We start from the raw sequence: 23,722 nt of genomic DNA on the forward strand, positions 1-23,722 counted from the left end.
GGCGGGGTGGGTCCGGTTGCGGGGGCGTGAGCGCCATGGATGGCGCGACCGAGCCACAGGGACGTATTTACGGCGTCCCCCGCAACCGGACCCACCCCGCCATCCCACGGGAAGCCCGCTGTTGCAGTTGCAGTTGACGTTGCTTGAGGCGGGTGCAGGGCGCAGCCCTGCCGATACCCCTCCCCCCGGCCGGGCTGGCAGAATAGGCGTCTCTGCCGTTATCCGAAGCCGACGATGCGCCTCTCCCAGTTCCACCTGCACACCACCAAGGAAACCCCCAGCGACGCCGAGCTGACCAGCCACCGGCTGATGCTGCGCGCGGGCATGATCCGCAAGCTGGCATCGGGCCTGTACACCTGGTCGCCGCTGGGCCTGCGCGTGCTGCGCAAGGTCGAGCGCATCGTGCGCGAGGAAATGGACCGCGCCGGTGCCGTGGAATTCCAGATCCCGACCATCCAGCCGAAGGAACTGTGGGAGCAGACCGGGCGCTGGCAGAAGTTCGGCCCACAGCTGCTGAAGATCAAGGACCGCAAGGACCAGGTGTTCTGCTACAGCCCGACCGCCGAAGAAGCCGCCTGCGACTTCGCGCGCAGCGAGCTGTCCAGCTACAAGCAGCTGCCGGTGAACTTCTACCAGGTGCAGACCAAGTTCCGCGACGAGATCCGTCCGCGCTTCGGCGTGATGCGTTCGCGCGAGTTCCTGATGAAGGACGCCTATTCGTTCCACCTGCACGATGAGTGCCTGGTGCGCGAGTACGAGAACATGAAGTCGGCCTACAGCCGTATCTTCACCCGCCTCGGCCTGGATTTCCGCATGGTGCAGGCCGACTCCGGCGCGATCGGCGGTGATGCCTCGCAGGAATTCCACGTCATCGCCGATTCCGGCGAAGACGCGCTGGTGTTCTCCACCGGTTCGGACTACGCGGCCAACATGGAAGCGGCGATCGCTGCCGATCCGGCACCGCGTGCGGCCGCCAGCGAAGCCATGCGCAAGGTCGATACCCCCACCCAGAAGACCTGCGAGGATGTCGCGGCGCTGCTCGGCATCGACCTGCAGCGCACGGTGAAATCGGTGGCGCTGATCGCCGGCGAAGGCAAGGCACAGCAGTTCGTGCTGCTGCTGGTACGCGGCGACCATGAGGTCAACGAGATCAAGCTGGCCAAGGTTGCCGGCCTGGACGAACAGCGCTTCGCCAGTGAGGCGGAAATCGCCGAGCACCTGGGCAGCGTGCCGGGCTTCCTCGGCCCGGTCGCCCCGGCCAAGGCCATCCGCGTGGTGGCCGATCGCGAAGTGGCGGCGATGTCCGACTTCGTCGTCGGCGCCAACGAAGCCGGTTTCCACCTGGCTGGCGTCAACTGGGGCCGCGACCTGCCGGAACCGGAAGTGGCCGACATCCGCAACGTGCGTGCCGGTGACCGCGCGCTGGACGGTGGTGAACTGAAGATCGCCCGTGGCATCGAAGTCGGCCACGTGTTCCAGCTCGGCCGCAAGTACGCCGAAGCGCTGGATGCCACCGTTCTGGACGAGAACGGCAAGGCGGCGGTGATGGCGATGGGCTGCTATGGCATCGGTATCTCGCGCGTGGTGGCTGCCGCGATCGAACAGAACCATGACGATGCCGGCATCATCTGGCCGGACGCGATGGCGCCGTGGCAGGTGGTGGTGTGCGTGATCAATCCGAAGGGCGACGCCGCCGTGGCCGACGCCGCGGCCAACCTGCTGCAGGAGCTGCGCGATGCGGGCCTGGACGCGGCACTCGACGACCGTGGCCTGCGCCCGGGCGCAATGTTCGCCGACATGGAACTGATCGGCATCCCGCACCGCGTGGTGGTCAGCGAACGTGGTCTGGCCGCCGGCACCTACGAGTACCGCTCGCGTCGTGCCAGCGAAGCGGAAAGCCTGGACAAGGCCACCCTGCTGCAGCGCCTGCAGGGTTGATCAGGAAAAGACCGGGGCATGCCCCGGTCTTTTTTTGCCTGACGCCCATTTGAGCAATATTGCAGCGGACATAATCCGGTCAAAATCGACGCAATGCAGCCGGGATGCTGCCAGGCCATGACCGGTCTGCATTTGTGCTGCGATTAATTCATCTTTATTCTGTCCCGCGACGCCAGGGACTGGCTCGTCCCGTCCACTTATTAGTTTCCGGAGTAACCGTAAATGAGCATTGACCTGACCGGCCTGTCGGCACGCGAGCTGGGCGCCCTGATCCGCACCGCCAAGAAACAGCAGACCATCGTCGCCAAGCGCCGGCCGATCACCAAGGTCCGGGCACAGCTGACCAAGCTGGCCAAGACCGAGGGTTACACCATCGAGGAACTGTTCGGCGACGCCCCGGCCCCGCGCGCGCGCAAGGTGGCCAAGGTTGCCAGGGCACCGTCGAAGACCGCTGGCCGCAAGCTGGGCAAGGTTGCGCCGAAGTACCGCAACCCGGCCAATCCGAAGGAAACCTGGACCGGCCGTGGCAAGCAGCCGCGCTGGATGGCCGAGCTGACCGCCAAGGGCAGCAAGAAGCCGGAAGATTTCCTGATAAAGAAGGCCTGAGGCCGGATCGGGATGCAATGAAAAACGCCGGCGAAAGCCGGCGTTTTTCATTCCCCGGAAAGGAAAGGGGTGTGGACCAACGGTCCACACCCACAGGAAGCAGCCCAGAGGGCGATTACAGGGTTTTGCGGGCCGGCATCAGCAGGTTGCCGAACAGCAGGCCAGCGACCAGCGCCATCACCACGTTGAGCACGGTGAGGAACACGCTCTGGCCGGCGCCCACGTCCTGCTGCTGAACCAGGGTCAGCACGCCGCGCAGGCTGGTGCTGCCGGGCACCATCATGATGATGCCGGGCAGGCGGATGATTGCGCCCGGGCGGCCGACGAGGCGGCCGAACAGATTGCCACCGGCGGTCAGCAGCATCGCCGACAGGAAGATGCCAGCCGGCGCGCCCCAGGCGTGGCCACCGAACTTGGAGATCGCATAACCAGCGACCGAGGCCGCGATCACCCACGGATAATCGCGGCGGTTGGCCTTGAACAGCATCGCGAAGGCAAACGCTGCGGTCAGCAGTGAGCCCCACTCCACCCACGGCCCCTGCGGCCGCGTGGCGCGGATCACCGGATCGAGCCCGAGCACGTCGGCCAGGGTCACCGCGATCATCGCGCCGACGCTGAGCTTCATGATGGTGGTCAGCGCACCGGCAAAGCGCGCGGTACCCGACACCCAGTGCTGGCTGGCCAGTTCATTGACCGCATTGGTCAGCGACATGCCGGGCAGCAGCACCACCAGCGAGGCGATGATCACCGTGTTGAGGTTGAGCGCGCCGATGAAGGACGCGACCAGGGTGGCGACCAGGCCGGCCAGCAGCGCGGCCAGTGCCTCGGCGGCTTCGCGGGTGGCCGGGCGACGGTCGGTGACCATGCCGAGCAAGCCGATCATCAGGCCGATGACACCTGCAGTCGCGATGTCCAGCCACGGCAGCTTCCACATTCCGGCCACACCGGCCGCGCCGAGGGTGAACGAGAGGATGGTGCGCAGCTTGCCGCGCCGGCCCGGATCCTTGTCCAGCTGGCGCAACGCGGTGTGGCCCTGGGCGATGCTCATCCGCCCGTTGGCCACTTCCTCGGCGATATGGTCGGCCACGCTGAGCTTGTGCAGGTCGTTCTCGCCGGGGGCCAGGCGGATCACGCGGGTGATGTCACTGGAGCCGATCGCCTGCGCAGGGTCGCTGAAGCTGAGGATGATACCGGTGGGATTCGACCACGGTTCACAATCCAGATCGAGCTGGCGGGCCAGTGCCACCACTGCCGTTTCCAGACGCTGGGCCGTTGTGCCGTAGCTGTGCAGGCGTCCGGCGATCTCGGAAACGAAGGCCACGCGCTGCGCGTAGGTGGCCTGGGGCGTGGGGATCGTGTGAGCGTCTGCGGACATGCGCCGTAGTATTACCTAGGCTGGGCCTTACCGGAGAAATTCATCCGAGTTCGACGCGATGCCCAATACAGAACGGTTATGCTGCGACCCGAATGGCCCAAGTGACCCCGAACCACGCCCCCCAGCTCGAACAGGATGCCCATGACCCGGGCGTGATCCGCCTGTCCGGCACCTGGACCTTGAAGACCGCGCTGGCCGCGGCCGAAGTGCTGCGCGGCGTTCCCGAGACGTTGACCGGCATCGATGCCACCGCCATCGAGAAGATGGATTCGGCCGGCGTGCTGCAGGTGCTGCGCGTAGCCCACCGTGCCGACCTCGGCGAGGACGCACTGAAGTTCCGCCCGGACCACCAGGCGCTGGTGTGCACCATCGAGGAAGTGGCCGACGACCGGCCCAAGCCCAAGCGCGACTTCGGCGTGCTGGCTGCACTGGAACGGCTGGGTGTCAGCGTCCATGCCACCGGCCACAACATCAAGGCGCTGTGCAGTTTCCTCGGCGAGAACCTGGTCAAGGCCGCGCGCCTGGTCAAGGAACCCCGCCGTTTCCGCCTGACCGCCACCGTGCATCAGATGGAGCAGGTCGGGCTGGATGCGGTACCGCTGGTGGCACTGCTGTCCTACCTGGTTGGCGCGGTGATCGCCTTCCTCGGCTCGACCATCCTGCGCGACTTCGGCGCCGAGATCTATGTGGTCGAACTGGTCAACATCGCCTTCCTGCGCGAATTTGCGGTACTGCTGACCGCGATCGTGCTGGCCGGCCGCACCGCCAGCGCCTTCACCGCGCAGATCGGTGCGATGAAGGCGCGCGAGGAAATCGATGCGATGCGCACTCTGGGCCTGGACCCGATCGACCTGCTGGTGCTGCCACGGCTGCTGGCCCTGCTGGTCACCCTGCCCCTGCTGACCTTCATCGCCATGGTCGCCGGTCTGGCCGGCGGCATCACGGTGGGTGCGTTCGACCTGGATATTCCGCCGCAGATGTACATCGCGCGCATGCACGAGACGATGGAAGTGCGGCACATGCTGGTAGGCCTGTCGAAGGCGCCGGTGTTCGCGCTGGTGATCGGCCTGATCGGCTGTCTGGAAGGACTGAAGGTCGAAGGCACGGCGCAGTCGGTCGGCGAACGCACCACCTCCAGCGTGGTGCAGACCATCTCGCTGGTGATCATCATCGACGCCTTCGCGGCGTTGTGGTTCATGCACATGGACTGGTGACATGAGCACGCATCCGACGCCCGAAGAAGTTCCCATGCAGGACGACAACGGCCACGAGCTGGCCATCCGCGTGCGCGGGCTGGTCAACCGTTTCGGCAGCCAGACCGTGCATGAGCACCTGGACCTGGACGTGCGCCGCGGCGAGATCCTGGGCGTGGTGGGTGGTTCGGGTACCGGCAAATCGGTGCTGATGCGTTCGATCCTCGGCCTGCGCGTGCCCGATGCCGGGCAGATCGAAGTGCTCGGCCGCGACGCGCTTGCCGACGATGCCGAGAGCCGCCTGCACATCGAACGCAACACCGGCGTGCTGTTCCAGGACGGCGCCCTGTTCTCCTCGCTGACCGTGGGCGAGAACGTGCAGGTGCCCTTGAAGGAACACCACCGCGAATTGCCCGAGCGCTGGCACTACGAACTGGCGCTGCTGAAAGTGAAGCTGGCCGGCCTGCCCGCCGATGCGATCAACAAGCTGCCCTCGCAGTTGTCCGGTGGCATGCGCAAGCGCGCCGGCCTGGCCCGTGCATTGGCGCTGGACCCACCGCTGCTGTTCCTGGACGAACCGACCGCCGGCCTCGACCCGATCGGTGCGGCTGCATTCGACCGCCTGATCAAGACCCTGCAGGAAGCGCTGGGGCTGACCGTGTTCCTGATCACCCACGACCTGGACACGCTGTACGCGATCTGCGACCGGGTCGCGGTGATCGCCGACCGCAGGGTGGTGGCCAACGCGCCCTTGCCTGACATCGAGAAACTGGATCATCCGTGGATCCAGGAATACTTCCACGGACCCCGCGCGCGCGCCGCGCGTGGCGAACAGATCGAGAGTGCCTGAGCCATGGAAACCAAAGCCAACTACGTGCTGATCGGCGCGTTCACCCTGATCACCGGCCTGGCCCTGCTGGCCTTCGGCCTGTGGGCCGCCAAGTACTCTTCCGACCGCACCTGGCAGGAATACCGCGTGGTGTTCCGCGAAGCGGTGACCGGGCTGTCGGTGGGCAGCCCGGTGCAGTACAACGGCATCGCGGTGGGCTCGATCACCGAACTGAACCTGGTACCGGACGACCCGCGCCAGGTGGTCGCGCGCATCCGCCTGAACTCCAACACGCCGGTCAAGACCGATACCCGCGCCAAGCTGGCGATCACCAGCCTGACCGGCCCGTCGATCATCCAGCTCAGCGGTGGCACGCCGCAGTCGCCGGCGCTGACCACGGTCAACAAGGACCCGGCGCCGATCATCCCGACCACGCCGTCGGCGCTGCAGAACATCACCGACGTCGCCAACCGCATCGTCGAGCGCATGGACCAGATTCTCAGCGACCGCAACGTGGCTTCGATCAACGCGACACTGGCCAACCTGGAAACCATCAGCGGTGGTCTGGCCGACCGTGACCAGGGCACGCAGGCGCTGCTGCTCAGCGCGCGCGACGCCGCCCGCAGCCTGGACACCACGCTGAAGACCACCAACGGCACCATCGAGCGCCTGGACAAGAACCTGGTGCAGCAGCTGCCGGGCATCATCGACAAGCTCGACGGCACCCTGGCCAAGCTTGATTCGGCCGCAGGCAACGCCGATTCGATCCTTGGCGAGAACCGCGCTGCCATCAACAGCTTCGCCAACGATGGCCTCGGCCAGCTCGGCCCGACGCTGACCGAACTGCGCGGCCTGATCCGCGACCTGCGCCGGGTCAGCGACCGCCTCGAGAACAACCCCGCGCGCTACCTGCTGGGCCGCGACGCACCGAAGGAGTTCGAACCCAAATGAGCCCGACCACCCTTCCGCGCCTGCTGCTGGCCGCTTCGATGGTCACCCTGCTGGGCGGCTGCTCCATCCTTGGCAGCAGCGAGAAAACCGCAGTGACGCTGTACTCGCCGTCCGTGCAGGTCAAGGCGGACCCGGCGTGGCCACAGGCCAGCTGGCAGCTGGTACTGGCCAAACCCAGCGCCGCGCGCATGGTCGACAGTCCGCGCATCAACGTGCGGCCGACGCCGTCGCAGCTGGAGATCTACAAGGGCGCCAGCTGGGCCCAGCCGGCCACCGACATGATCGAGGACACCCTGCTGCGCGGCTTCGAGGATTCCGGCCGCATCCGCGGCGTGGCCCGCAGCACCGCCGGCATCCGCGCCGATTACAAGCTGTCCACCGACGTGCGCCGCTTCGAATCGGATTACCAGGGACAGGCCACGCCGACGGTGGTGATCGAGGTCAACGCCAAGCTGATCCACGTCGCCGACCAGCGCGTGGTCGCCGACCGCACCTTCCGCCAGGCGCAGCCGGTCGGCAGCACCGATGTTCCTGCCGTCACCGCCGCCTTCGAACGTGGCCTGCAGCAGCTGGCGCAGGACGTGGTCGGCTGGACGCTAACCAGCGGGCAGGCCGACCAGCCGACCGTCGCGCGCTGATCGATCAGCGCGGCGTGATCCAGCGGAACGTCAGGTTGATCCGCTCGCCCTGCACCCGCGCCATCTTCGGCAGCGCGTGCTGATAGAACTTTTGGGTCTGACCGGCCATCACCAGCAGATCGCCGTGGCCGAGCAGATACTCGGCCTTCCGCGCCGGGTCATCGCGCCGGCGTAGCAGGAAGCGCCGCGCCGCGCCCAGGCTCAGCGAAGCAATCACCGGGGCCGGCCCCAGCTCCGGCTCGTCATCGCTGTGCCAGCCCATGTAATCACCGCCGCCGCGATAGCGGTTCAGCAGCACGCTGTTGAAGCGGCCGAGGCCCTCCACCTGCAGGCGATCACGCATGGCCTGCAACGCGGGTGGCCAGAAGTGCGGCACGAATTCAGCCCCCGAATAGCGGTAGCGCGCCTGCGGATCGCCGATCCAGCAGCTCAGCCGCGGCGAATCCACCCAGTTGCCGAACATGCGGATGCGGTGGACTTCCCAGGGGACTTCGGCCTGCAGCACGGACAGGAGCCGGTCGGCATCGGTCGCGGCCAGCCAGCCCGGCAAGTGCTGGACATCGGCATCGGGCAGGTCGTGAGGGAAAAGCATGGCGCTACCTGAGAATGGGGCGTCCCTGAGCCGGGCCGCCCCAGACCTTCAACCGCGAACGAACGCCACGCCCGTCTTTTCCTTCAACTCGTCATCGCTGACGCCCGGCGCCGCTTCCACCAGCAACAGGCCCTTGTCGGTGACGTCGAACACGGCCAGATCGGTGATGATGCGGTCGACCACGCCCACACCGGTCAGCGGCAGCGTGCATTCGGTCAGGATCTTGTGCTCGCCGTTCTTGGCGGTGTGCTCCATCAGCACCACCACGCGCTGCACGCCGGCCACCAGATCCATCGCGCCGCCCATGCCCTTGACCATCTTGCCGGGCACCATCCAGTTGGCCAGGTCACCCTTGTCGGTGACCTGCATGGCGCCGAGGATGGCCAGGTTGACATGGCCGCCGCGGATCATCGCAAAGCTGTCGTGGCTGCCGAAGTAGCTGGCACCGGCACGTGCGGTCACGGTCTGCTTGCCGGCGTTGATCAGGTCGGCATCGACTTCGGCATCGGTCGGGAACGGGCCGATACCGAGCAGGCCGTTTTCCGACTGCAGCCACACGTCCACGCCTTCGGGAATGTGGTTGGCAACCAGGGTCGGCAGGCCGATGCCCAGGTTCACGTAGGCACCATCGGTCAGTTCGCGGGCGGCGCGTGCCGCCATCTCATCGCGGGTCCACGCCATGTCAGTTGCCCTCCGCGCGGATGGTGCGCTGTTCGATACGCTTTTCTGGATGCGGGTTGTGCACGATGCGGTGCACGTAGATACCCGGCAGGTGCACCTGGTCCGGATCGATGGCGCCGACCGGCACCACTTCTTCCACTTCCACGATGCAGACCTTGCCGGCCATCGCGCAGGCCGGGTTGAAGTTGCGAGCGGTCTTGCGGAACACCAGATTGCCCGCTTCGTCGGCCTTCCACGCCTTGACCAGCGCGACATCAGCACGCAGCGCGGTCTCCATCACGTAGTGCTTGCCGTCGAACTCGCGGGTTTCCTTGCCCTCGGCCACCACCGTGCCGTAGCCAGTGGCAGTGAAGAACGCCGGGATGCCCGCGCCACCGGCACGCAGGCGCTCGGCCAGGGTGCCCTGCGGATTGAATTCCAGCTCCAGCTCGCCGGCCAGGAACTGGCGCTCGAATTCCTTGTTCTCGCCCACGTAGGACGAGATCATCTTCTTGATCTGGCGGGTTTCCAGCAGCTGGCCCAGGCCGAAACCATCGACGCCGGCATTGTTGGAGATCACGGTCAGGCCCTTGGCGCCACTGTCGCGCAGCGCGGCGATCAGCGCCTCGGGAATGCCACACAGGCCGAAGCCGCCCACGGCCAGCGTCTGGCCATCGGCGACCACCCCTTGCAGGGCCTCCGCCGCACTGGCGAAGCGCTTGCCGCGCTTGCCGGTGGAAGTCGATTGCTGCATTGCTGTACTACCCTGCACGTTGAGGATGACCGCATTCTAGCTGGAGGGCGGCGAAGGGCCTGGATGCGCCGCAGCATTGACGGAGCACCAGGCGGGCATTGGGTAGAATGGGCGATTCCACGCAGAAGGGTGCTTCAGCGCCTACGCCCCTCGATCTACGATGACGCCGACCTTCACAGACGAAGACCTGTTCCGCTGGATCGACGAATGGACACTGCAGAAAAGCGAGCAGTGCCTGGGTGGCGTGCGCAACCGGCAACTTCGCGATGGCCTGCTGACGGCCGAGGTACAGGGTTCGGCCAGGCATCCCTACTACGTGGAGATCGATCTGACGGCCAGTACGCGCACCGCGCGCAGCCGCCTGCAGAGTGCCTGTTCCTGCCCCGTCGGCCGCACCTGCAAGCATGTGGCGGCGGTGCTGGTCTCGTACATGCTGGATTCGCTTGCCATGGACGACGAGAGTCCCCTGACCGAACAGGACCTGGCGCAACCGCCGCGTCCTGAACTGCTGGCGGAGCTTTCGCGTTGGCAGAGCGCGCGGATCCGGCCGGCCCAGCCACGCCGGAACGGTGTCATCTTCGAACTGTCCACCTACAACCACCACCCCGCCGTGCTGGTCCGGCGCGTCAAGTACGGGACCGATGGTGCGATCAGCATGGGCAAGTGGATGGATATCACCGCGGACCTGCTGCTGGATCCTCCGGCCTATCTCACGCCGACTGATCTGGCGGTGATGATCCAGCTACGCACCCAGCGGCAGCCCGCGACGAAGGACGAATGGATCGACTTCGCGGCCACCCTGCAGTTGATCGTCTCCAGCGGCCATGGCTGGGTCTCCTGCGGTACGCACGGCGACGTGCCGGCCCGGTCAGGAGCTCCACGCCGCGGCGAACTGGGCTGGACCGTTGGCATGACGCAGGGCGCGACGCTGCTGGAACCCGCGTTGAGCGTGGAGGGCGGCGCCAGACGCGTGGTCCTGGGCCGGAGTGCGTGCTATCTGGACCCGGTCACCGGCGAGGTCGGTCCGCTGCTGCTGGATGTCAGGGCCGAGGACGCCGACGCCTTCCTGAGCCTGCCCAATCTGTTACCCAACGAAGAAGCGGTGGTCGCACAGATGCTGCAACAGATCGACCCTGCCCTGCCGCGCCCCGGTGCAAGCGACACACTGCCCACCCTGCAGATCAGCGCGATGATCCCCGTGCTGCGCCTGCATACGATTGAGTTCCGGCCGGCGTGGCTCGGCCGCCGCGACCCGTCGCAATGGGCCGATATCGCGACCGTGGCCTTCGAGTACGACGAGCACGTGCGGTTCCTGGATGATCCGAGCCTGTTCGCACTCGATCCGGAGGGCCAGCTCGCCCTGCTGCCCCGTGACCTGGCTGAGGAATCACGGCGCGAGACCGAGCTGCGCACGGTGGGACTGTATCGCGACACGGACCCGCGGGCGTCATTGGACGGCGCTGGCCCGCAGTTCCAGCTGCGCACCCATGACTGGACACGGTTCCTGCTGGATGACGTGCCGCGCCTGGAAGCCTTGGGCTGGAAGGTGGAGACGGACGACGACTTCCGCCATCGCATCACCCGGGTGGATGAGATCGACCTGGACATCCAGGTGGACCCGACGGATGCGGGCTGGTTCAACCTGGGTCTGGACATCCAGGTGGAAGGCCGCAACGTATCGATGGTTCCGCTGCTGCAGCAGGTACTGCAGTCCGATCCCCGCTGGATGCGTGGCCAGCTGGACGCCATCGGCGACGACGAGAACGTTCTGTTGATGGCAGGCGACAACACCCGCCTGGCACTGCGGGCCGCGCGACTGAAGCCGATCATGGCCCTGTTGGCGGACCTGTTCGCCCAGCGTGGCGCGCCGCTGCGCTTGTCAGCGCTTGACCGTGGCCGCCTGCAGGCACTGCAGAACACGGCGCGCCTGCAGTTCCGGGGCCGCAAGGATACCCAGGCGCTGGTGCAGCGGCTGATGCAGGCACCCGCACTTGGCGAAGTGCCGCCACCAGCGGGGCTGGTGGCAACGCTGCGTCCCTACCAGCTGGAGGGCCTGTCGTGGCTGCAGTACCTGCGCCAGCAGGGGCTGGGCGGGGTGCTGGCCGATGACATGGGGCTGGGCAAGACCCTGCAGACACTGGCGCATCTGCTGGTCGAGAAGGAAAGTGGCCGCCTGGACCGGCCGGCGCTGCTGGTGGTGCCGACCTCGCTGCTGCACAACTGGCAGAGCGAAGCGGCACGCTTCACCCCGGGCCTGCGCGTACTGACCCTGCACGGACCGGCACGTGAAGCACTGTTCGAGGCGATCCCCGAGCACGATCTTGTACTGACCACGTATCCCCTGCTGTGGCGCGACGAGCAGGCGCTGCAGGCACATGCCTACCATCTGCTGATCCTCGACGAGGCCCAGCAGGTGAAGAATCCGAAATCGCGTGCGGCGGTCACCCTGCGCACGCTGCAGGCCCGCCATCGCCTGTGCCTGACCGGTACGCCGCTGGAAAACCATCTGGGCGAACTGTGGACGCAGTTCGATTTCCTGCTGCCCGGCCTGCTCGGCAGCGAGAAACAGTTCAACCAGCATTGGCGCCATCCGATCGAACGCGGCAGCGATCACCGTCGCGCCACGTTGCTGGCGCAGCGTCTGCGCCCCTTCATCCTGCGCCGGCGCAAGGATCAGGTCGCGTCAGAGCTTCCGCCCAAGACCCTCATTACCCGCGCGGTGGAGATGGAGGGTGGCCAGCGTGATCTCTATGAAACCGTGCGTGCCGCGATGGAAAAGCAGGTGCGCGAAGCCATCAGCGGCAGCGGGCTGGCGCGCAGCCATATCGTGGTGCTGGATGCCTTGCTGAAGCTGCGCCAGGTCTGCTGCGATCCGCGCCTGCTGCCGGGCGACGCCCCTGCACGCAATGCCGGCTCGGCCAAGCTGGAGCTGCTGCGCGACATGCTGCCGTCGATGGTCGAGGAAGGCAGGCGGATCCTGGTGTTCTCGCAGTTCACCGGCATGCTGGCGCTGATCGCGCAGGCGCTGGAGGAGCTCGGGCTGGCCTATGTGACGCTGACAGGCGATACCCAGGACCGGGCCACACCGGTGCAGCGCTTCATGCAGGGCGAGGTACCCGTGTTCCTGATCAGCCTGAAGGCCGGTGGCGTCGGGTTGAACCTGACTGCTGCAGACACCGTCATCCACTTCGATCCCTGGTGGAACCCGGCGGCCGAAAACCAGGCCAGTGACCGCGCCCACCGCATCGGCCAGCAGCAGCCGGTGTTCGTCTACCGGCTGATCGCCGCAGGCAGCATCGAAGAACGGATTGCCGAGCTGCAGGAACGCAAGGCCCTTCTGGCGGAATCGATTCTGGAAGGCGGCGGCAGCACGGGTCCACGCTTCAGTGAGGAAGACGTCCAGGCGCTGCTGGCGCCGTTGCCGGGCCTGCCGGCCAAGCGCACCCGCCGGCCAGGCCGACGATCGCTGCAGGCCTGATCCGTGGCGCCAGTCAGGTGGCGTTCCCCGATGGAAACGATTCCCAAACGGGACTGGGACTACAATTGAGGGCTGAGCTCACAAAGGATCTGATCGATGCCCCTGCCCGCCTTCAAGGCCTACGATATCCGCGGCCGCGTGCCGGAAGAACTGAACGAAGACCTGGCGCGCCGCATCGGCGTCGCCCTGGCTGCGCAGCTCGCTCCCGGCCCGGTGGTCCTCGGCCACGATGTGCGCCTGACCAGCCCGGCGCTGCAGGATGCACTGGCCGCAGGCCTGCGTGGTACCGGTCGTGAGGTGATCGACATCGGTCTGTGCGGTACCGAAGAGGTCTACTTCCAGACCGATCACCTCGGCGCAGCCGGCGGTGTGATGGTGACCGCCAGCCACAACCCGATGGACTACAACGGGATGAAGCTGGTCAAGGAGAACGCCCGCCCGATCAGCTCCGATACCGGCCTGTTCGCGATCTCCGATGCGGTCGCCGTCGATACGTCCGAGGCCCAGCCGCCACGCGCCGGGCAGACCGCCCAGCATGACAAGAGCGCCTATATCCAGCATCTGCTGAGCTACGTCGACGCCGCCAAGCTCAAGCCGCTGAAGCTGGTGGTCAATGCCGGCAACGGTGGTGCGGGCGCCATCGTCGACCTGCTGGCACCGCACCTGCCGTTCGAGTTCATCCGCATCTGCCACGAACCTGATGGCAGCTTCCCCAACGGCATTCCCAACCCGCTGCTGCCGGAAAACCGCGCCGCCACCGCCAATGCGGTGCGCGAACACGGCGCCGACTTCGGCATTGCCTGGGACGGTGACTTCGACCGCTGCTTCTTCTTCGACCATACCGGCCGCTTCATCGAGGGCTACTATCTGGTCGGCCTGCTGGCCAAGGCCATCCTGGCACGCAATCCCGGTGGCAAGATCGTGCACGACCCGCGGCTGGTCTGGAACACCGTGGAAATGGTTGAACAGGCAGGCGGCGTGCCGGTGCTGTGCAAGAGCGGTCACGCTTTCATCAAGGAAAAGATGCGCGCCGAAGATGCGGTGTACGGCGGCGAGATGAGCGCCCACCACTACTTCCGCGAATTCGCCTATGCCGACTCCGGCATGATCCCGTGGCTGCTGATCGCGCAGCTGATTTCCGAGAGCGGTCGCTCGCTGGCCGACTGGGTCGAAGACCGCATGGCGGCGTATCCCTGCAGCGGAGAAATCAACTTCAAGGTGGCCGATGCCAAGGCTGCGGTGGCACGCGTGATGGAGCACTTCGCCGCGCAGTCGCCGGCGCTGGACCATACCGACGGCATCAGCGCCGACTTCGGCGACTGGCGCTTCAACCTGCGCAGCTCCAACACCGAGCCGCTGCTGCGACTGAACGTCGAAGCCCGCGGTGACGCAGCGCTGATGCAGGCGCGTACCGACGAAATCTCCCGCCTTATCCAGCAGTAATCAAGGAAGATCATGAGCAACATCCAGCCCGTCATCCTGTCCGGTGGTTCCGGCACCCGCCTGTGGCCACTGTCGCGCGAGGCGTATCCGAAGCAGTTCCTGCCGCTGGCAGGCGAACTGACGATGCTGCAGGCCACCTGGCAGCGCGTCGCGCCCATTGCCACCCACGGCCCGTTGGTGATCGCCAACGAAGAGCACCGCTTCGTCGCTGCCGAGCAGCTGCAGCAGGTCGGCGCCGAGCCGGCTGCCATCATCCTGGAACCGGTTGGCCGCAATACGGCGCCGGCGATTGCGGTCGCAGCATTGGAGGCCACCCGCGACGGCGCCGATGCGCTGCTGCTGGTGCTGCCCTCGGACCATGTGATCACCGATGAGGCTGCGTTCCGTGCAGTCGTGCAGGCTGCAGCCAGCACTGCCGAGGCCGGCAAGCTGGTGACCTTCGGCATCGTGCCGACCGGTCCGGAGACCGGCTACGGCTATATCAAGGCCGCCAATGGGCAGGGCCTGCGTGCCGTCGAGCGTTTCGTCGAAAAGCCCGATCTGGACACCGCCACCGGCTATGTGGCCAGCGGCCAGTACTACTGGAACAGCGGCATGTTCCTGTTCAAGGCCTCGCGCTACCTGCAGGAACTGGAGCGCTTCCAGCCCGACATGCTGGCCAGCAGCCGCCAGGCCTGGCAGCAGGCCCGTCGCGATTCGGATTTCACCCGCCTCGACAAGGAGGCGTTCGCCACCGTTCCCTCCGATTCCATCGACTATGCCGTGATGGAAAAAACCGAAGACGCCGTGGTGATTCCGTTGGACGCCGGCTGGAACGACGTCGGTTCGTGGACCGCACTGCGCGATGTCTCGCATCAGGATGGCGATGGCAATGCGCACCAGGGCGACGTGATCGCGATCGACTGCCGCAACACCTATGCCTATGCACAGCGCCTGGTGGCACTGGTCGGCCTGGATGACGTGATCGTGGTCGAGACCGACGACGCGGTGCTGGTCGGCAAGGCCGACCGCATGCAAGAGGTCAAGACCGTGGTGGCGCAGCTGAAGGCCGACGGTCGCAGCGAGGCCACCTGGCATCGCAAGGTCTACCGCCCCTGGGGGGCCTACGATTCGATCGACAACGGCGAGCGTTTCCAGGTCAAGCGCATCACCGTCAAGCCCGGCGGTACGCTCAGCCTGCAGATGCATCACCATCGCGCCGAGCACTGGATCGTGGTCAGCGGCACCGCCGAGGTGACCCGCGGCGACGAGGTGATCCTGCTCAGCGAGAACCAGAGCACGTACATCCCGCTGGGCGTGACCCATCGCCTGCGCAACCCGGGCAAGCTGCCGCTGGAGCTGATCGAGGTGCAGTCCGGCAGTTACCTCGGTGAGGACGACATCGTGCGTTTCGAGGACACGTACGGGCGTAGTTGATCCGACGCCCTGCGGCGGGTGCCGACCGTTGGTCGGGGTGGGTGCCGACCGTTGGTCGGCACTCGCCCACAGGCTCAGGCAATCTCCGCCATCACCCGCTTCAGCCCGTCCTGCCATGTCGGCAGCACGATGCCGAAATCCTGCTGCAGCTTGCGGTTGTCCAGCACCGACCAGGCCGGGCGCTTGGCCGGGGTCGGGTATTCGGAACTGGGAATCGCCTCGACGGTCGGCACCTTCGCCAACACGCCGGTCGCCAGCGCTTCGGCGAAGATCGCCTCGGCGAACCCATGCCAACTGGTCTGGCCGCTGGCCGTCAGATGCCAGGTGCCGGACAGCTGCCCCGGATGCTGCAGTGCCTGCGCGGTGACATCAGCGATCAGCGCAGCCGGTGTCGGCGTGCCGACCTGATCGGCTACCACACGCAACTGGTCGCGCTCGGCACCCACCCGCAGCATCGTGCGCAGGAAATTGGCGCCATGCGAGGCGTACACCCACGCAGTGCGGAAGATCAGATGGCGGCCACCGGCAGCGCGCACGGCCTCTTCGCCATCACGCTTGCTGGTGCCATACACACCCAATGGCCCGGTCGGCTCGTCTTCGCGGTACGGCGTGGTGCCCTGGCCATCGAACACGTAGTCGGTGGAGTAATGCACGAAGGGCACGCGATGGACGGCGCACCAGCGTGCAATCACGCCCGGTGCCTGCGCGTTGGCAGCGAAGGCCGCATCGACGTCCTGTTCGGCGCGGTCCACCGCCGTGTAGGCGGCCGCGTTCACCACTACCGACGGCTGGAGACGATCCAGCAGGGCCGGCAGAGTGTCAGGCTGGCCGAAATCAGCCACCTCGCAGGCGCTGCCATCAGGCAGCTGACCACTGCGGGTGGTGGCAACCACTTCACCCAGCAGCGACAGCGCGCGTAGCAGCTCCTGGCCGACCTGGCCATTGCCACCGAACACCAGAACGGTCATGGCACGTAGACCGGCAAGCGATCTTCAGCGATGTCCTTCAGGAACGGCGCGTTCTCGTCCTTGGCCGACAGAGTCGGTGCGCTGACCGGCCAGTCCACTGCGATATCAGCATCGTTCCAGCGAATACCCGCATCCGCTTCCTTGACATAGACATCGGTGCACAGGTAGCTGAACAGCGCACGTTCGGAGAGCACGGCAAACCCATGCGCGAAGCCTTCCGGAATCCAGAACTGCCTCCTGTTTTCCGCACTCAGCACCACCGCTTCCCACTGGCCGAAGGTCGGCGAGCCACGACGGATGTCCACGGCGACGTCATAGACCTCGCCCTCCAGCACGCTGACCAGCTTGCCCTGCGGGCGCGGCCACTGGTAATGCAGGCCACGCAGCACGCCCTGTGCGGACGTCGATACGTTGCTCTGCACGAAACGGTCCGGCAGGCCCAGCGCAGCGAACCGCTCGGCATTCCAGGTTTCGAAGAAATAGCCACGCGCATCGCCAAACACGGCCGGCTCGATGATCTTGCAGCCGGCAAGCTTGGTTTCAATCACTTTCACGGAACGACTCCACGCAGGGCGAGTTTGTGCAGGTACTGGCCGTAGCCATTCTTGATCAGCGGTGCGGCCAGCGCTTCCAGCTGTTCGGCGTTGATCCAGCCCTGGCCGAAGGCGATTTCCTCCGGGCAGCAGACCTGCAGGCCCTGACGGGTCTGGATGGTCTCGATGAAGTTGGACGCTTCCAGCAGCGACTGGTGGGTGCCGGTATCGAGCCAGGCATAGCCACGGCCGAGCGCTTCCAGGTGCAGGTTGCCCTGGGCCAGGTAGCGCTTGTTGAGATCGGTGATCTCCAGTTCGCCACGCGGCGACGGCTTCAGTTCGGCCGCGTAATCGCTGGCGTTGCCGTCGTAGAAATACAGGCCGGTCACCGCATAGTTCGAGCGCGGGTTCTCCGGCTTCTCCACCAGGTCGATGACCTTGCCGCTGGTGTCGAACTCGGCCACGCCGTAACGTTCTGGATCATTGACCCAGTAGCCGAACACGGTCGAGCCATCCACGCGCTCGTCGGCGCGCTTGAGCACTTCGCGCAGGCCGTGGCCGTGGAAGATGTTGTCGCCCAGCACCAGGCAGCTCGGCTTGCCGGCCACGAAGTCGCGGCCGATCAGGTAGGCCTGGGCCAGGCCATCGGGGCTGGGCTGCACCGCGTACTGGATGTCCATGCCCCACTGCGAGCCGTTGCCCAGCAACTGCTGGAACAGCGCCTGTTCGTGCGGGGTATTGATGATCAACACTTCGCGGATGCCCGCCAGCATCAACACGCTGAGCGGGTAATAGATCATCGGCTTGTCGTACACCGGCAACAGCTGCTTGCTGACGCCCTTGGTGATCGGATAAAGGCGGGTGCCGGAACCACCGGCGAGGATGATGCCCTTGCGCTGGGTCATGGTGTCTCCTGGGTTCAGGCTGCAGTGCCGATGCGCTGCAGGCGGTAGCTGCCGTCGAGCACGCCGTTGACCCAGTTCTGGTTGTCCAGGTACCAGTCGACGGTGAAGGCGATGCCCTGCTCGAAGGTGTAGGCCGGTTCCCAGCCCAGGTCGTTCTTCAGCTTCGAAGCATCGATCGCGTAACGGCGGTCATGGCCCGGGCGGTCGGTGACGTAGGTGATCTGGCTGCTGCGCGGCTGGCCATCCTCACGCGGGCGGCGCGCATCGAGCAGCGCGCAGATGGCCTGCACCACTTCGATGTTCTGCTTTTCCGAGTTCCCGCCGACGTTGTAGGTCTCGCCGACCTGGCCCTTGGCCAGCACGGTGCGGATCGCCTCGCAGTGGTCGGACACGAACAGCCAATCGCGCACCTGCTTGCCATCGCCGTACACCGGCAGTGGCTCGCCGGCCAGCGCCTTGGCGATCACCAGCGGGATCAGCTTCTCGGGGAAGTGGTAGGGGCCGTAATTGTTGGAGCAGTTGGTGGTCAGCACCGGCAACCCATAGGTGTGGTGGAACGCACGCACCAGATGGTCCGAAGCGGCCTTCGACGCCGAATACGGTGAATTCGGGGCGTACGGGGTGGTTTCGCTGAACTTGCCGGTCTCGCCCAGGGTGCCGTACACCTCGTCGGTGGACACGTGCAGGAAGCGGAACACCGCGCCCTGCTCGGCCGGCAGCGCCTTCCAGTAGTCACGGGCCGCTTCCAGCAGGCCCAGGGTGCCCACCACATTGGTCTGGATGAAGGCGCCGGGACCATCGATGGAGCGGTCAACGTGGCTTTCAGCGGCAAAGTTCACGACCGCGTCCGGCTGATGCTCGGCCAGCAGGCGGGCGACCAGATCACGGTCGCCGATGTCGCCTTGGACAAACAGGTGGTTCGGGTTGCCATCAAGGCTGGACAGGGTCTTCAGGTTGCCGGCGTAGGTCAGCACATCGAGGTTGATGACCTTGACGCCGCGCGCGACGGCCTCGAGAACGAAGTTACCGCCAATGAATCCGGCGCCGCCGGTGACAAGCCATGTGGGCACTACCTGTTCTCCTGATCGAGATTCGTGGGACGGGGCCTTCATGGCCACGACAATGCAACGTTGAAGGATACAACGGGCATCCGGCAACACGCGATCACACAAGTGAACTCAGGCCGACTGCATTGCTGCATCGCAACAGCCGGAGCTCCCACCATACGCATTCGCATGGTCCCCCCAAGCCAGCTAGAATCGGGGTCCCACCCCCGAACCGGTTGCTGCTCCAGGACCGGACGTTCTCCCCGTTATTGAAGGACCCCGTACCAGATGAAAATCCTCGTCGCGTACAAGCGCGTGGTGGACTACAACGTCCGCATTCAGGTCAAGCCGGACGGTTCCGGCGTGGTCACCGACGGCGTCAAGCTGTCCCCCAACCCCTTCGATGAAATCGCCCTGGAAGAAGCCCTGCGCCTGCGCGACAAGGGCATCGCCAGCGAAGTCGTGGTTGCCACCATCGCCCCGGCCGACGCCCAGGCGCACCTGCGCAACGGCCTGGCCATGGGCGCCAACCGCGCCATCCACGTCGTCACCGACCAGGCCATCCAGCCGCTGACCGCGTCGCGCACCCTGCTCAAGCTGATCGAGAAGGAACAGCCGGACCTGGTGATCCTTGGCAAGCAGGCCATCGACGACGATGCCAACCAGACCGGCCAGATGCTGGCCACGCTCTGGGGCCGCCCGCAGGCGACCTTCGCCAGCAAGCTGGGGATTGCCGACGGCAAGGCCACGGTGACCCGTGAAGTCGATGCTGGCCTGGAAACACTGGAAGTCGATCTGCCGGCCGTGGTCACCACCGACCTGCGCCTGAACGAGCCGCGCTTCATCAAGCTGCCGGACATCATGAAGGCCAAGGCCAAGCCGCTGGAGACTCTGCAGCTGGCCGATCTCGGTGTTGAAGCCGCCGACACCTTCAAGACCACCCAGTACGCCGCTCCGTCCAAGCGCAGCAAGGGTGTGATGGTCAAGGACGCGGCCGAACTGGTTGCCGCACTCAAGCAGAAGGGGTTGCTGTAATGAGCAGGATTCTCGTCATCGCCGAGCACCACGACGGCAAGCTCAACGCCGCCACCGCCAAGACCATCAGCGCCGCCGCCGCGATCAGCGGCGCCAGCATCGACGTGCTGGTGCTGGCCGCCGATCCGGCCGCTATCGCCGCTGAAGCCGCGAAGATCGCTGGGGTCGCCAAGGTCCTGACCGTCGCCAACGCGGCCAACGCGCAGGCCATCGCCCAGGTGCTGGCGCCGCAGATCGCACAGCTGGCCAAGGGCTACACCCACGTATTCGGCCCGTCGACCACCTTCGGCAAGGACCTGATGCCGTGCGTGGCCGCCCTGCTCGGCGTCAACCAGGTCTCCGACCTGATGAGCGTTGAAGGCAGCCACACCTTCAAGCGCCCGATCTACGCTGGCAACGCGATCATCACTGTGGAAGCCCCGGCCGACCAGATCGTGGTCGCCACCGTGCGTGCCGCGTCGTGGCCGGAAGCGGCCCAGGGCGGCAGCGCCGCCATCGAAGCGGCCAACGTCGATGCTGCCCTGCCGACCCACACCCGCTTCGTCGGCCTGGCCGCCGGTGCCAGCGACCGTCCGGACCTGCAGAGCGCCAAGCGCGTGGTTTCGGGTGGCCGTGGCGTCGGTTCGGAAGAGAACTTCAAGGTCATCTTCCAGCTGGCCGACAAGCTCGGTGCTGCCGTCGGTGCCTCGCGTGCGGCGGTCGATGCCGGCTACGTGCCCAGCGACCTGCAGGTCGGCCAGACCGGCAAGATCATCGCGCCGGAACTGTATGTAGCCGTCGGCATCAGCGGTGCGATCCAGCACCTGACCGGCATCAAGGATGCCGGCACGATCGTGGCCATCAACAAGGACGCGGATTCGCCGATCTTTGAAATCGCCGATATCGGCCTAGTGGGGGATCTGTTTGCGGTCCTGCCGGAGCTGGAAGCGGCACTGGGCTGAGCAACGCACGAATACCTGCTGTTGAAAGTCAGGCCCCCGGCTGAAGCGACTGCTTTGCCGGGGGCTTCTTGCTTGAGAGGCAGATGATTTCACGGGATTGCTACAATCATGAACGAAGCCTGCAGTTCATGACCCTATTTGTAAATGCGGTGGCGGCCATCGGGCGATCGGCAGCATCGAATCCGGGCCCGCACGACCACCCAACGAGCTGTGTCGCCGCTGAACACACCACGGCGATAGAATGAGTTGACAGGGGCAACGCGCGGCCCGCGTGGAACCAGTCGGTGAAGCTATAATTGCCGACTGCCGGCACTGATCGTCGCGCGGTCGGAATGCTGGGGCACGCGCGCCCTCATACCCCCGCAGCTGGGCGATGCGGTGCCATTCATGTGCCGAGGCAGGGCGCGCAAGGGACTTCAGTACGCCATGACAGATGCGACGTCGCACTCAGTGTTGATCGGGCCAGACAAGGAACTCCGCCCGGAGATTTCGGTGGTGGCGCCGGTCTATGGCTGCAAGGGCTGCCTGGAAGACCTGGTCGACCAAGTGCAGGCAGCGGTGGCGACACTGGGCGTGGAATTCGAAATGATCCTGGTCGATGACGCCAGCCCGGACGGGGCCTGGCCTCGCATCACCGAACTGGCCGCGACCCGCCCCTGGCTGCGCGGGCTTCGCCTTTCGCGCAACTTCGGACAGCATTCGGCCATTTCTGCAGGCATCGAACATGCGGACGGCCGCTGGACCGTGGTAATGGACTGCGACCTGCAGGACGTGCCAGCGGAGATTCCGGCGCTGTACCGCAAGGCCAACGACGAACAGCTTGATGTCGTTTTCGCCCAACGCGTCGAGCGCCAGGATGCGCCGCTGAAGCGCTTTTCCTCCTGGGCCTTCTTCAGCGTGCTCGGCTGGCTGACCGGAGTCCCGCAGGATCCCAGCACCGCCAATTTCGGCATCTACCACCGCAAGGTCATCCAGGCAGTCTGCCAGATGCCCGAACGCGACCGCTCGTTCCCGCTGATGGTCAAGTGGGCCGGTTTCCGCACCGGCAAGCTGCCCGTACAGCACCAGGCCCGCGCCGAGGGTGAAACCTCGTACACCCTGCGCAAGCTGCTGGCCCTGTCCACCAACATCGCGCTGGGCTATTCGGAAAAGCCGCTGCGCATGGTCGCCGGCACAGGCATCGCCTGTTCGCTGGTGGCCTTCGTACTGGTGGCCATGAGCCTGCTGCGCTGGTGGGATGGCGACATCGAAGTCGCCGGCTACACCTCCATCATCGGCTCGGTGTGGCTGATCGGCGGTCTGGTGATGTTCTGCCTGGGCGTGGTCGGCCTGTATGTGGGCCAGGTGTTCCGCAACGTGCAGAAGCGGCCTTACTACATCGTCGCCGATGCCGTGAACGACGCCAGGGAAGCACGATGAACCTGACCATCGACGCGGGCCAGGGCACCCTCGCCGCGCGCCTGACGCCTTGGGATGAACGTGCGCTGGGCTTTGCCACTGCCGAAGTCACCGCCCTGAAGGTCGAGACCATCGAGCAGGCGGCCCCGCTGCTGGCCGCGCTGGAACAATGGTGTGCCGAGCAATCGGTGCGCTATCTGTTCGGCCGTATCGATGCCACCGAGCCAGTCGCCAAGGCGGCCCTGCTGCAGCACGGCTACGCCTTCGTGGAAACGTCGTTGACCGTGTCGCGCAGCGGTTTTGCCAACCTGCCGCCGGTGCCGCGCGGCATGCTGCCGACGCTGCGCCCGGCCACCGCCGATGACGTGGCCGAACTGCGCCGCATCGCCGCCGTCGATTTTGCCCACGGGCGCTTCCTGGAAGATCCCGCCATCGACCCAGAGCGTGCGGCCCTGCGTACCGCCAACTGGATCGAGGATCTGGTCAAGGATGAGCTGGCCTACGTGGCTGAATCACGTGGCCGCACCATCGGTTTCCATGCCGAGCGCGTGGCCACTGACAACAGCAACGTCGAACTGCTGCTCACCGGTGCGACCGCGCCGTACGCAATGCTGGCACTGCCGCTGTGGATCACTGCGCTGGAGTCCCTTGGCGCACGTGGCGTTCCGCAATGCACCACCCTCGTTTCCGCCGCCAACACCGGCATCATCAATTTGTATGCCCGGCTCGGCTTCCATTTCAACAGCACCCTGTTTGGGTTCAGGAAATTCCTATGAATGACGCCGTTACCGAAGACCAGGTCGTTGCCGTGTTCGCCCGTGTGCTGGGCATTCCGGCAGACAGCGTGAATGACGACCTTCGCTACGCGACCATCCCGCAGTGGGATTCGATCGCCCACATGTCCGTCGTCGCCGCGCTGGAAGAAGCCTTCGGCGTGATGATCGACATGGATGAAGTAATCGACATGAGTTCGGTCGGCAAGGCACGCGAAATCCTGCGCAAGCACGGGGCATCGGTCTGAAC

22 protein-coding genes are annotated in these 23,722 nt (G+C 65.9%); 14 read left to right on the top strand and 8 right to left on the bottom strand.

Annotated elements, in window-relative coordinates; all coding sequences use genetic code 11:
- The first annotated feature begins 234 nt into the window (after positions 1–234).
- Together R1L06_RS13875 and R1L06_RS13880 are read left to right on the top strand one after the other, a co-directional pair.
- Entirely contained in the window at positions 235–1,938 is a 1,704-nt protein-coding gene (locus R1L06_RS13875; RefSeq protein WP_032128001.1) for a proline--tRNA ligase, read from the top strand.
- Between the two features lie 222 nt (positions 1,939–2,160).
- Positions 2,161–2,544, top strand: coding sequence for an H-NS histone family protein (locus tag R1L06_RS13880; RefSeq protein ID WP_317217984.1), 384 nt, complete (start codon positions 2,161–2,163; stop codon positions 2,542–2,544).
- 115 nt (positions 2,545–2,659) lie between these two features.
- Here the strand turns inward: R1L06_RS13880 and R1L06_RS13885 are convergent, their stop codons facing one another.
- A complete protein-coding gene (locus R1L06_RS13885) occupies positions 2,660–3,919 on the bottom strand; it encodes a threonine/serine exporter family protein (RefSeq protein WP_049398420.1) in 1,260 nt (419 codons plus the stop codon).
- A 92-nt stretch (positions 3,920–4,011) separates the two neighbouring features.
- On the opposite strand from R1L06_RS13885, the gene R1L06_RS13890 reads away from it, so the two are divergent.
- Genes R1L06_RS13890 through R1L06_RS13905 form a run of 4 tightly spaced genes read left to right on the top strand, consistent with a single transcriptional unit; the run spans position 4,012 to position 7,530 of the window.
- Entirely contained in the window at positions 4,012–5,133 is a 1,122-nt protein-coding gene (locus tag R1L06_RS13890; RefSeq protein ID WP_317217985.1) for an ABC transporter permease, read from the top strand.
- A 1-nt stretch (position 5,134) separates the two neighbouring features.
- Entirely contained in the window at positions 5,135–5,962 is an 828-nt protein-coding gene (locus R1L06_RS13895) for an ABC transporter ATP-binding protein (RefSeq protein WP_317217986.1), read from the top strand.
- A 3-nt stretch (positions 5,963–5,965) separates the two neighbouring features.
- Positions 5,966–6,892 (top strand): MlaD family protein, encoded by a 927-nt coding sequence (locus tag R1L06_RS13900; protein WP_014035909.1) that lies wholly within the window; start codon positions 5,966–5,968, stop codon positions 6,890–6,892.
- On the top strand, positions 6,889–7,530 hold the full coding sequence (locus R1L06_RS13905) for an ABC-type transport auxiliary lipoprotein family protein (protein WP_049424921.1): 642 nt from the start codon (positions 6,889–6,891) through the stop codon (positions 7,528–7,530). Before R1L06_RS13900 ends, R1L06_RS13905 begins: the two co-directional genes overlap by 4 nt.
- A 4-nt stretch (positions 7,531–7,534) precedes the next feature.
- On the opposite strand, the gene R1L06_RS13910 is transcribed toward R1L06_RS13905, so the two are convergent.
- The 3 genes from R1L06_RS13910 to R1L06_RS13920 are packed head-to-tail and all read right to left on the bottom strand — an operon-like array spanning position 7,535 to position 9,536.
- Entirely contained in the window at positions 7,535–8,122 is a 588-nt protein-coding gene (locus R1L06_RS13910) for an alpha-ketoglutarate-dependent dioxygenase AlkB family protein (protein WP_201118141.1), read from the bottom strand.
- 48 nt (positions 8,123–8,170) lie between these two features.
- Entirely contained in the window at positions 8,171–8,803 is a 633-nt protein-coding gene (locus R1L06_RS13915) for a CoA transferase subunit B (protein ID WP_100437842.1), read from the bottom strand.
- 1 nt (position 8,804) lies between these two features.
- Positions 8,805–9,536 (bottom strand): CoA transferase subunit A, encoded by a 732-nt coding sequence (locus R1L06_RS13920; RefSeq protein WP_012509993.1) that lies wholly within the window; start codon positions 9,534–9,536, stop codon positions 8,805–8,807.
- Positions 9,537–9,696: 160 nt separating this feature from the next.
- Between R1L06_RS13920 and R1L06_RS13925 the strand changes: the two genes are divergently transcribed.
- The 3 genes from R1L06_RS13925 (at position 9,697) to R1L06_RS13935 (ending at position 15,873) form a co-directional block, all read left to right on the top strand.
- Positions 9,697–13,014 carry a DEAD/DEAH box helicase gene (locus R1L06_RS13925; RefSeq protein WP_317217987.1) on the top strand — a complete coding sequence of 1,106 codons (3,318 nt, stop codon included), beginning with the start codon at positions 9,697–9,699 and terminating at the stop codon, positions 13,012–13,014.
- A gap of 96 nt (positions 13,015–13,110) precedes the next feature.
- Positions 13,111–14,457 (top strand): phosphohexomutase domain-containing protein, encoded by a 1,347-nt coding sequence (locus R1L06_RS13930; RefSeq protein ID WP_317217988.1) that lies wholly within the window; start codon positions 13,111–13,113, stop codon positions 14,455–14,457.
- A gap of 12 nt (positions 14,458–14,469) precedes the next feature.
- Complete coding sequence (locus R1L06_RS13935) at positions 14,470–15,873, top strand: mannose-1-phosphate guanylyltransferase/mannose-6-phosphate isomerase (RefSeq protein WP_317217989.1); 1,404 nt, start codon at positions 14,470–14,472, stop codon at positions 15,871–15,873.
- Positions 15,874–15,947: 74 nt separating this feature from the next.
- On the opposite strand, the gene rfbD is transcribed toward R1L06_RS13935, so the two are convergent.
- From rfbD to rfbB, 4 genes are read right to left on the bottom strand one after another with little or no spacing between them, the layout of a single operon-like run.
- Positions 15,948–16,841: a dTDP-4-dehydrorhamnose reductase gene (rfbD, locus tag R1L06_RS13940; RefSeq protein WP_317217990.1), complete on the bottom strand. Its 894-nt coding sequence runs from the start codon at positions 16,839–16,841 to the stop codon at positions 15,948–15,950.
- Complete coding sequence (gene rfbC, locus R1L06_RS13945; protein WP_317217991.1) at positions 16,838–17,395, bottom strand: dTDP-4-dehydrorhamnose 3,5-epimerase; 558 nt, start codon at positions 17,393–17,395, stop codon at positions 16,838–16,840. Before rfbC ends, rfbD begins: the two co-directional genes overlap by 4 nt.
- A complete protein-coding gene (gene rfbA, locus R1L06_RS13950) occupies positions 17,392–18,279 on the bottom strand; it encodes a glucose-1-phosphate thymidylyltransferase RfbA (protein WP_317217992.1) in 888 nt (295 codons plus the stop codon). The genes rfbC and rfbA overlap by 4 nt, the downstream gene beginning before the upstream one ends.
- Positions 18,280–18,293: 14 nt before the next feature.
- Positions 18,294–19,349 (bottom strand): dTDP-glucose 4,6-dehydratase, encoded by a 1,056-nt coding sequence (gene rfbB / locus R1L06_RS13955; RefSeq protein WP_317217993.1) that lies wholly within the window; start codon positions 19,347–19,349, stop codon positions 18,294–18,296.
- A gap of 264 nt (positions 19,350–19,613) precedes the next feature.
- Here rfbB and R1L06_RS13960 point away from each other — a divergent pair, with 264 nt between their 5' ends.
- From R1L06_RS13960 to R1L06_RS13980, 5 genes are all read left to right on the top strand, one after another.
- Positions 19,614–20,360: an electron transfer flavoprotein subunit beta/FixA family protein gene (locus R1L06_RS13960; protein ID WP_317217994.1), complete on the top strand. Its 747-nt coding sequence runs from the start codon at positions 19,614–19,616 to the stop codon at positions 20,358–20,360.
- On the top strand, positions 20,360–21,301 hold the full coding sequence (locus R1L06_RS13965; RefSeq protein ID WP_317217995.1) for an electron transfer flavoprotein subunit alpha/FixB family protein: 942 nt from the start codon (positions 20,360–20,362) through the stop codon (positions 21,299–21,301). The genes R1L06_RS13960 and R1L06_RS13965 overlap by 1 nt, the downstream gene beginning before the upstream one ends.
- Positions 21,302–21,751: 450 nt before the next feature.
- A complete protein-coding gene (locus R1L06_RS13970; RefSeq protein WP_317217996.1) occupies positions 21,752–22,720 on the top strand; it encodes a glycosyltransferase family 2 protein in 969 nt (322 codons plus the stop codon).
- Positions 22,717–23,475 carry a GNAT family N-acetyltransferase gene (locus R1L06_RS13975; protein WP_317217997.1) on the top strand — a complete coding sequence of 253 codons (759 nt, stop codon included), beginning with the start codon at positions 22,717–22,719 and terminating at the stop codon, positions 23,473–23,475. The genes R1L06_RS13970 and R1L06_RS13975 overlap by 4 nt, the downstream gene beginning before the upstream one ends.
- The gene (locus R1L06_RS13980) at positions 23,472–23,720 is read left to right on the top strand and encodes an acyl carrier protein (protein WP_317217998.1); all 249 of its coding nucleotides are present in this window, start codon (positions 23,472–23,474) and stop codon (positions 23,718–23,720) included. Before R1L06_RS13975 ends, R1L06_RS13980 begins: the two co-directional genes overlap by 4 nt.
- Positions 23,721–23,722: the final 2 nt, after the last annotated feature.

Source organism: Stenotrophomonas mexicanensis (assembly GCF_032911605.1).
GTDB lineage: Bacteria > Pseudomonadota > Gammaproteobacteria > Xanthomonadales > Xanthomonadaceae > Stenotrophomonas > Stenotrophomonas maltophilia_A.

Bases quoted from the DNA above. Each gene is read 5' to 3' on its own strand.
- R1L06_RS13875 (WP_032128001.1), top strand. From the start codon at position 235: ATGCGCCTCTCCCAGTTCCACCTGCACACCACCAAGGAAACCCCCAGC.
- R1L06_RS13880 (WP_317217984.1), top strand. From the start codon at position 2,161: ATGAGCATTGACCTGACCGGCCTGTCGGCACGCGAGCTGGGCGCCCTG.
- R1L06_RS13885 (WP_049398420.1), bottom strand. From the start codon at position 3,919: ATGTCCGCAGACGCTCACACGATCCCCACGCCCCAGGCCACCTACGCG.
- R1L06_RS13890 (WP_317217985.1), top strand. From the start codon at position 4,012: ATGGCCCAAGTGACCCCGAACCACGCCCCCCAGCTCGAACAGGATGCC.
- R1L06_RS13895 (WP_317217986.1), top strand. From the start codon at position 5,135: ATGAGCACGCATCCGACGCCCGAAGAAGTTCCCATGCAGGACGACAAC.
- R1L06_RS13900 (WP_014035909.1), top strand. From the start codon at position 5,966: ATGGAAACCAAAGCCAACTACGTGCTGATCGGCGCGTTCACCCTGATC.
- R1L06_RS13905 (WP_049424921.1), top strand. From the start codon at position 6,889: ATGAGCCCGACCACCCTTCCGCGCCTGCTGCTGGCCGCTTCGATGGTC.
- R1L06_RS13910 (WP_201118141.1), bottom strand. From the start codon at position 8,122: ATGCTTTTCCCTCACGACCTGCCCGATGCCGATGTCCAGCACTTGCCG.
- R1L06_RS13915 (WP_100437842.1), bottom strand. From the start codon at position 8,803: ATGGCGTGGACCCGCGATGAGATGGCGGCACGCGCCGCCCGCGAACTG.
- R1L06_RS13920 (WP_012509993.1), bottom strand. From the start codon at position 9,536: ATGCAGCAATCGACTTCCACCGGCAAGCGCGGCAAGCGCTTCGCCAGT.
- R1L06_RS13925 (WP_317217987.1), top strand. From the start codon at position 9,697: ATGACGCCGACCTTCACAGACGAAGACCTGTTCCGCTGGATCGACGAA.
- R1L06_RS13930 (WP_317217988.1), top strand. From the start codon at position 13,111: ATGCCCCTGCCCGCCTTCAAGGCCTACGATATCCGCGGCCGCGTGCCG.
- R1L06_RS13935 (WP_317217989.1), top strand. From the start codon at position 14,470: ATGAGCAACATCCAGCCCGTCATCCTGTCCGGTGGTTCCGGCACCCGC.
- rfbD (WP_317217990.1), bottom strand. From the start codon at position 16,841: ATGACCGTTCTGGTGTTCGGTGGCAATGGCCAGGTCGGCCAGGAGCTG.
- rfbA (WP_317217992.1), bottom strand. From the start codon at position 18,279: ATGACCCAGCGCAAGGGCATCATCCTCGCCGGTGGTTCCGGCACCCGC.
- R1L06_RS13960 (WP_317217994.1), top strand. From the start codon at position 19,614: ATGAAAATCCTCGTCGCGTACAAGCGCGTGGTGGACTACAACGTCCGC.
- R1L06_RS13965 (WP_317217995.1), top strand. From the start codon at position 20,360: ATGAGCAGGATTCTCGTCATCGCCGAGCACCACGACGGCAAGCTCAAC.
- R1L06_RS13975 (WP_317217997.1), top strand. From the start codon at position 22,717: ATGAACCTGACCATCGACGCGGGCCAGGGCACCCTCGCCGCGCGCCTG.
- R1L06_RS13980 (WP_317217998.1), top strand. From the start codon at position 23,472: ATGAATGACGCCGTTACCGAAGACCAGGTCGTTGCCGTGTTCGCCCGT.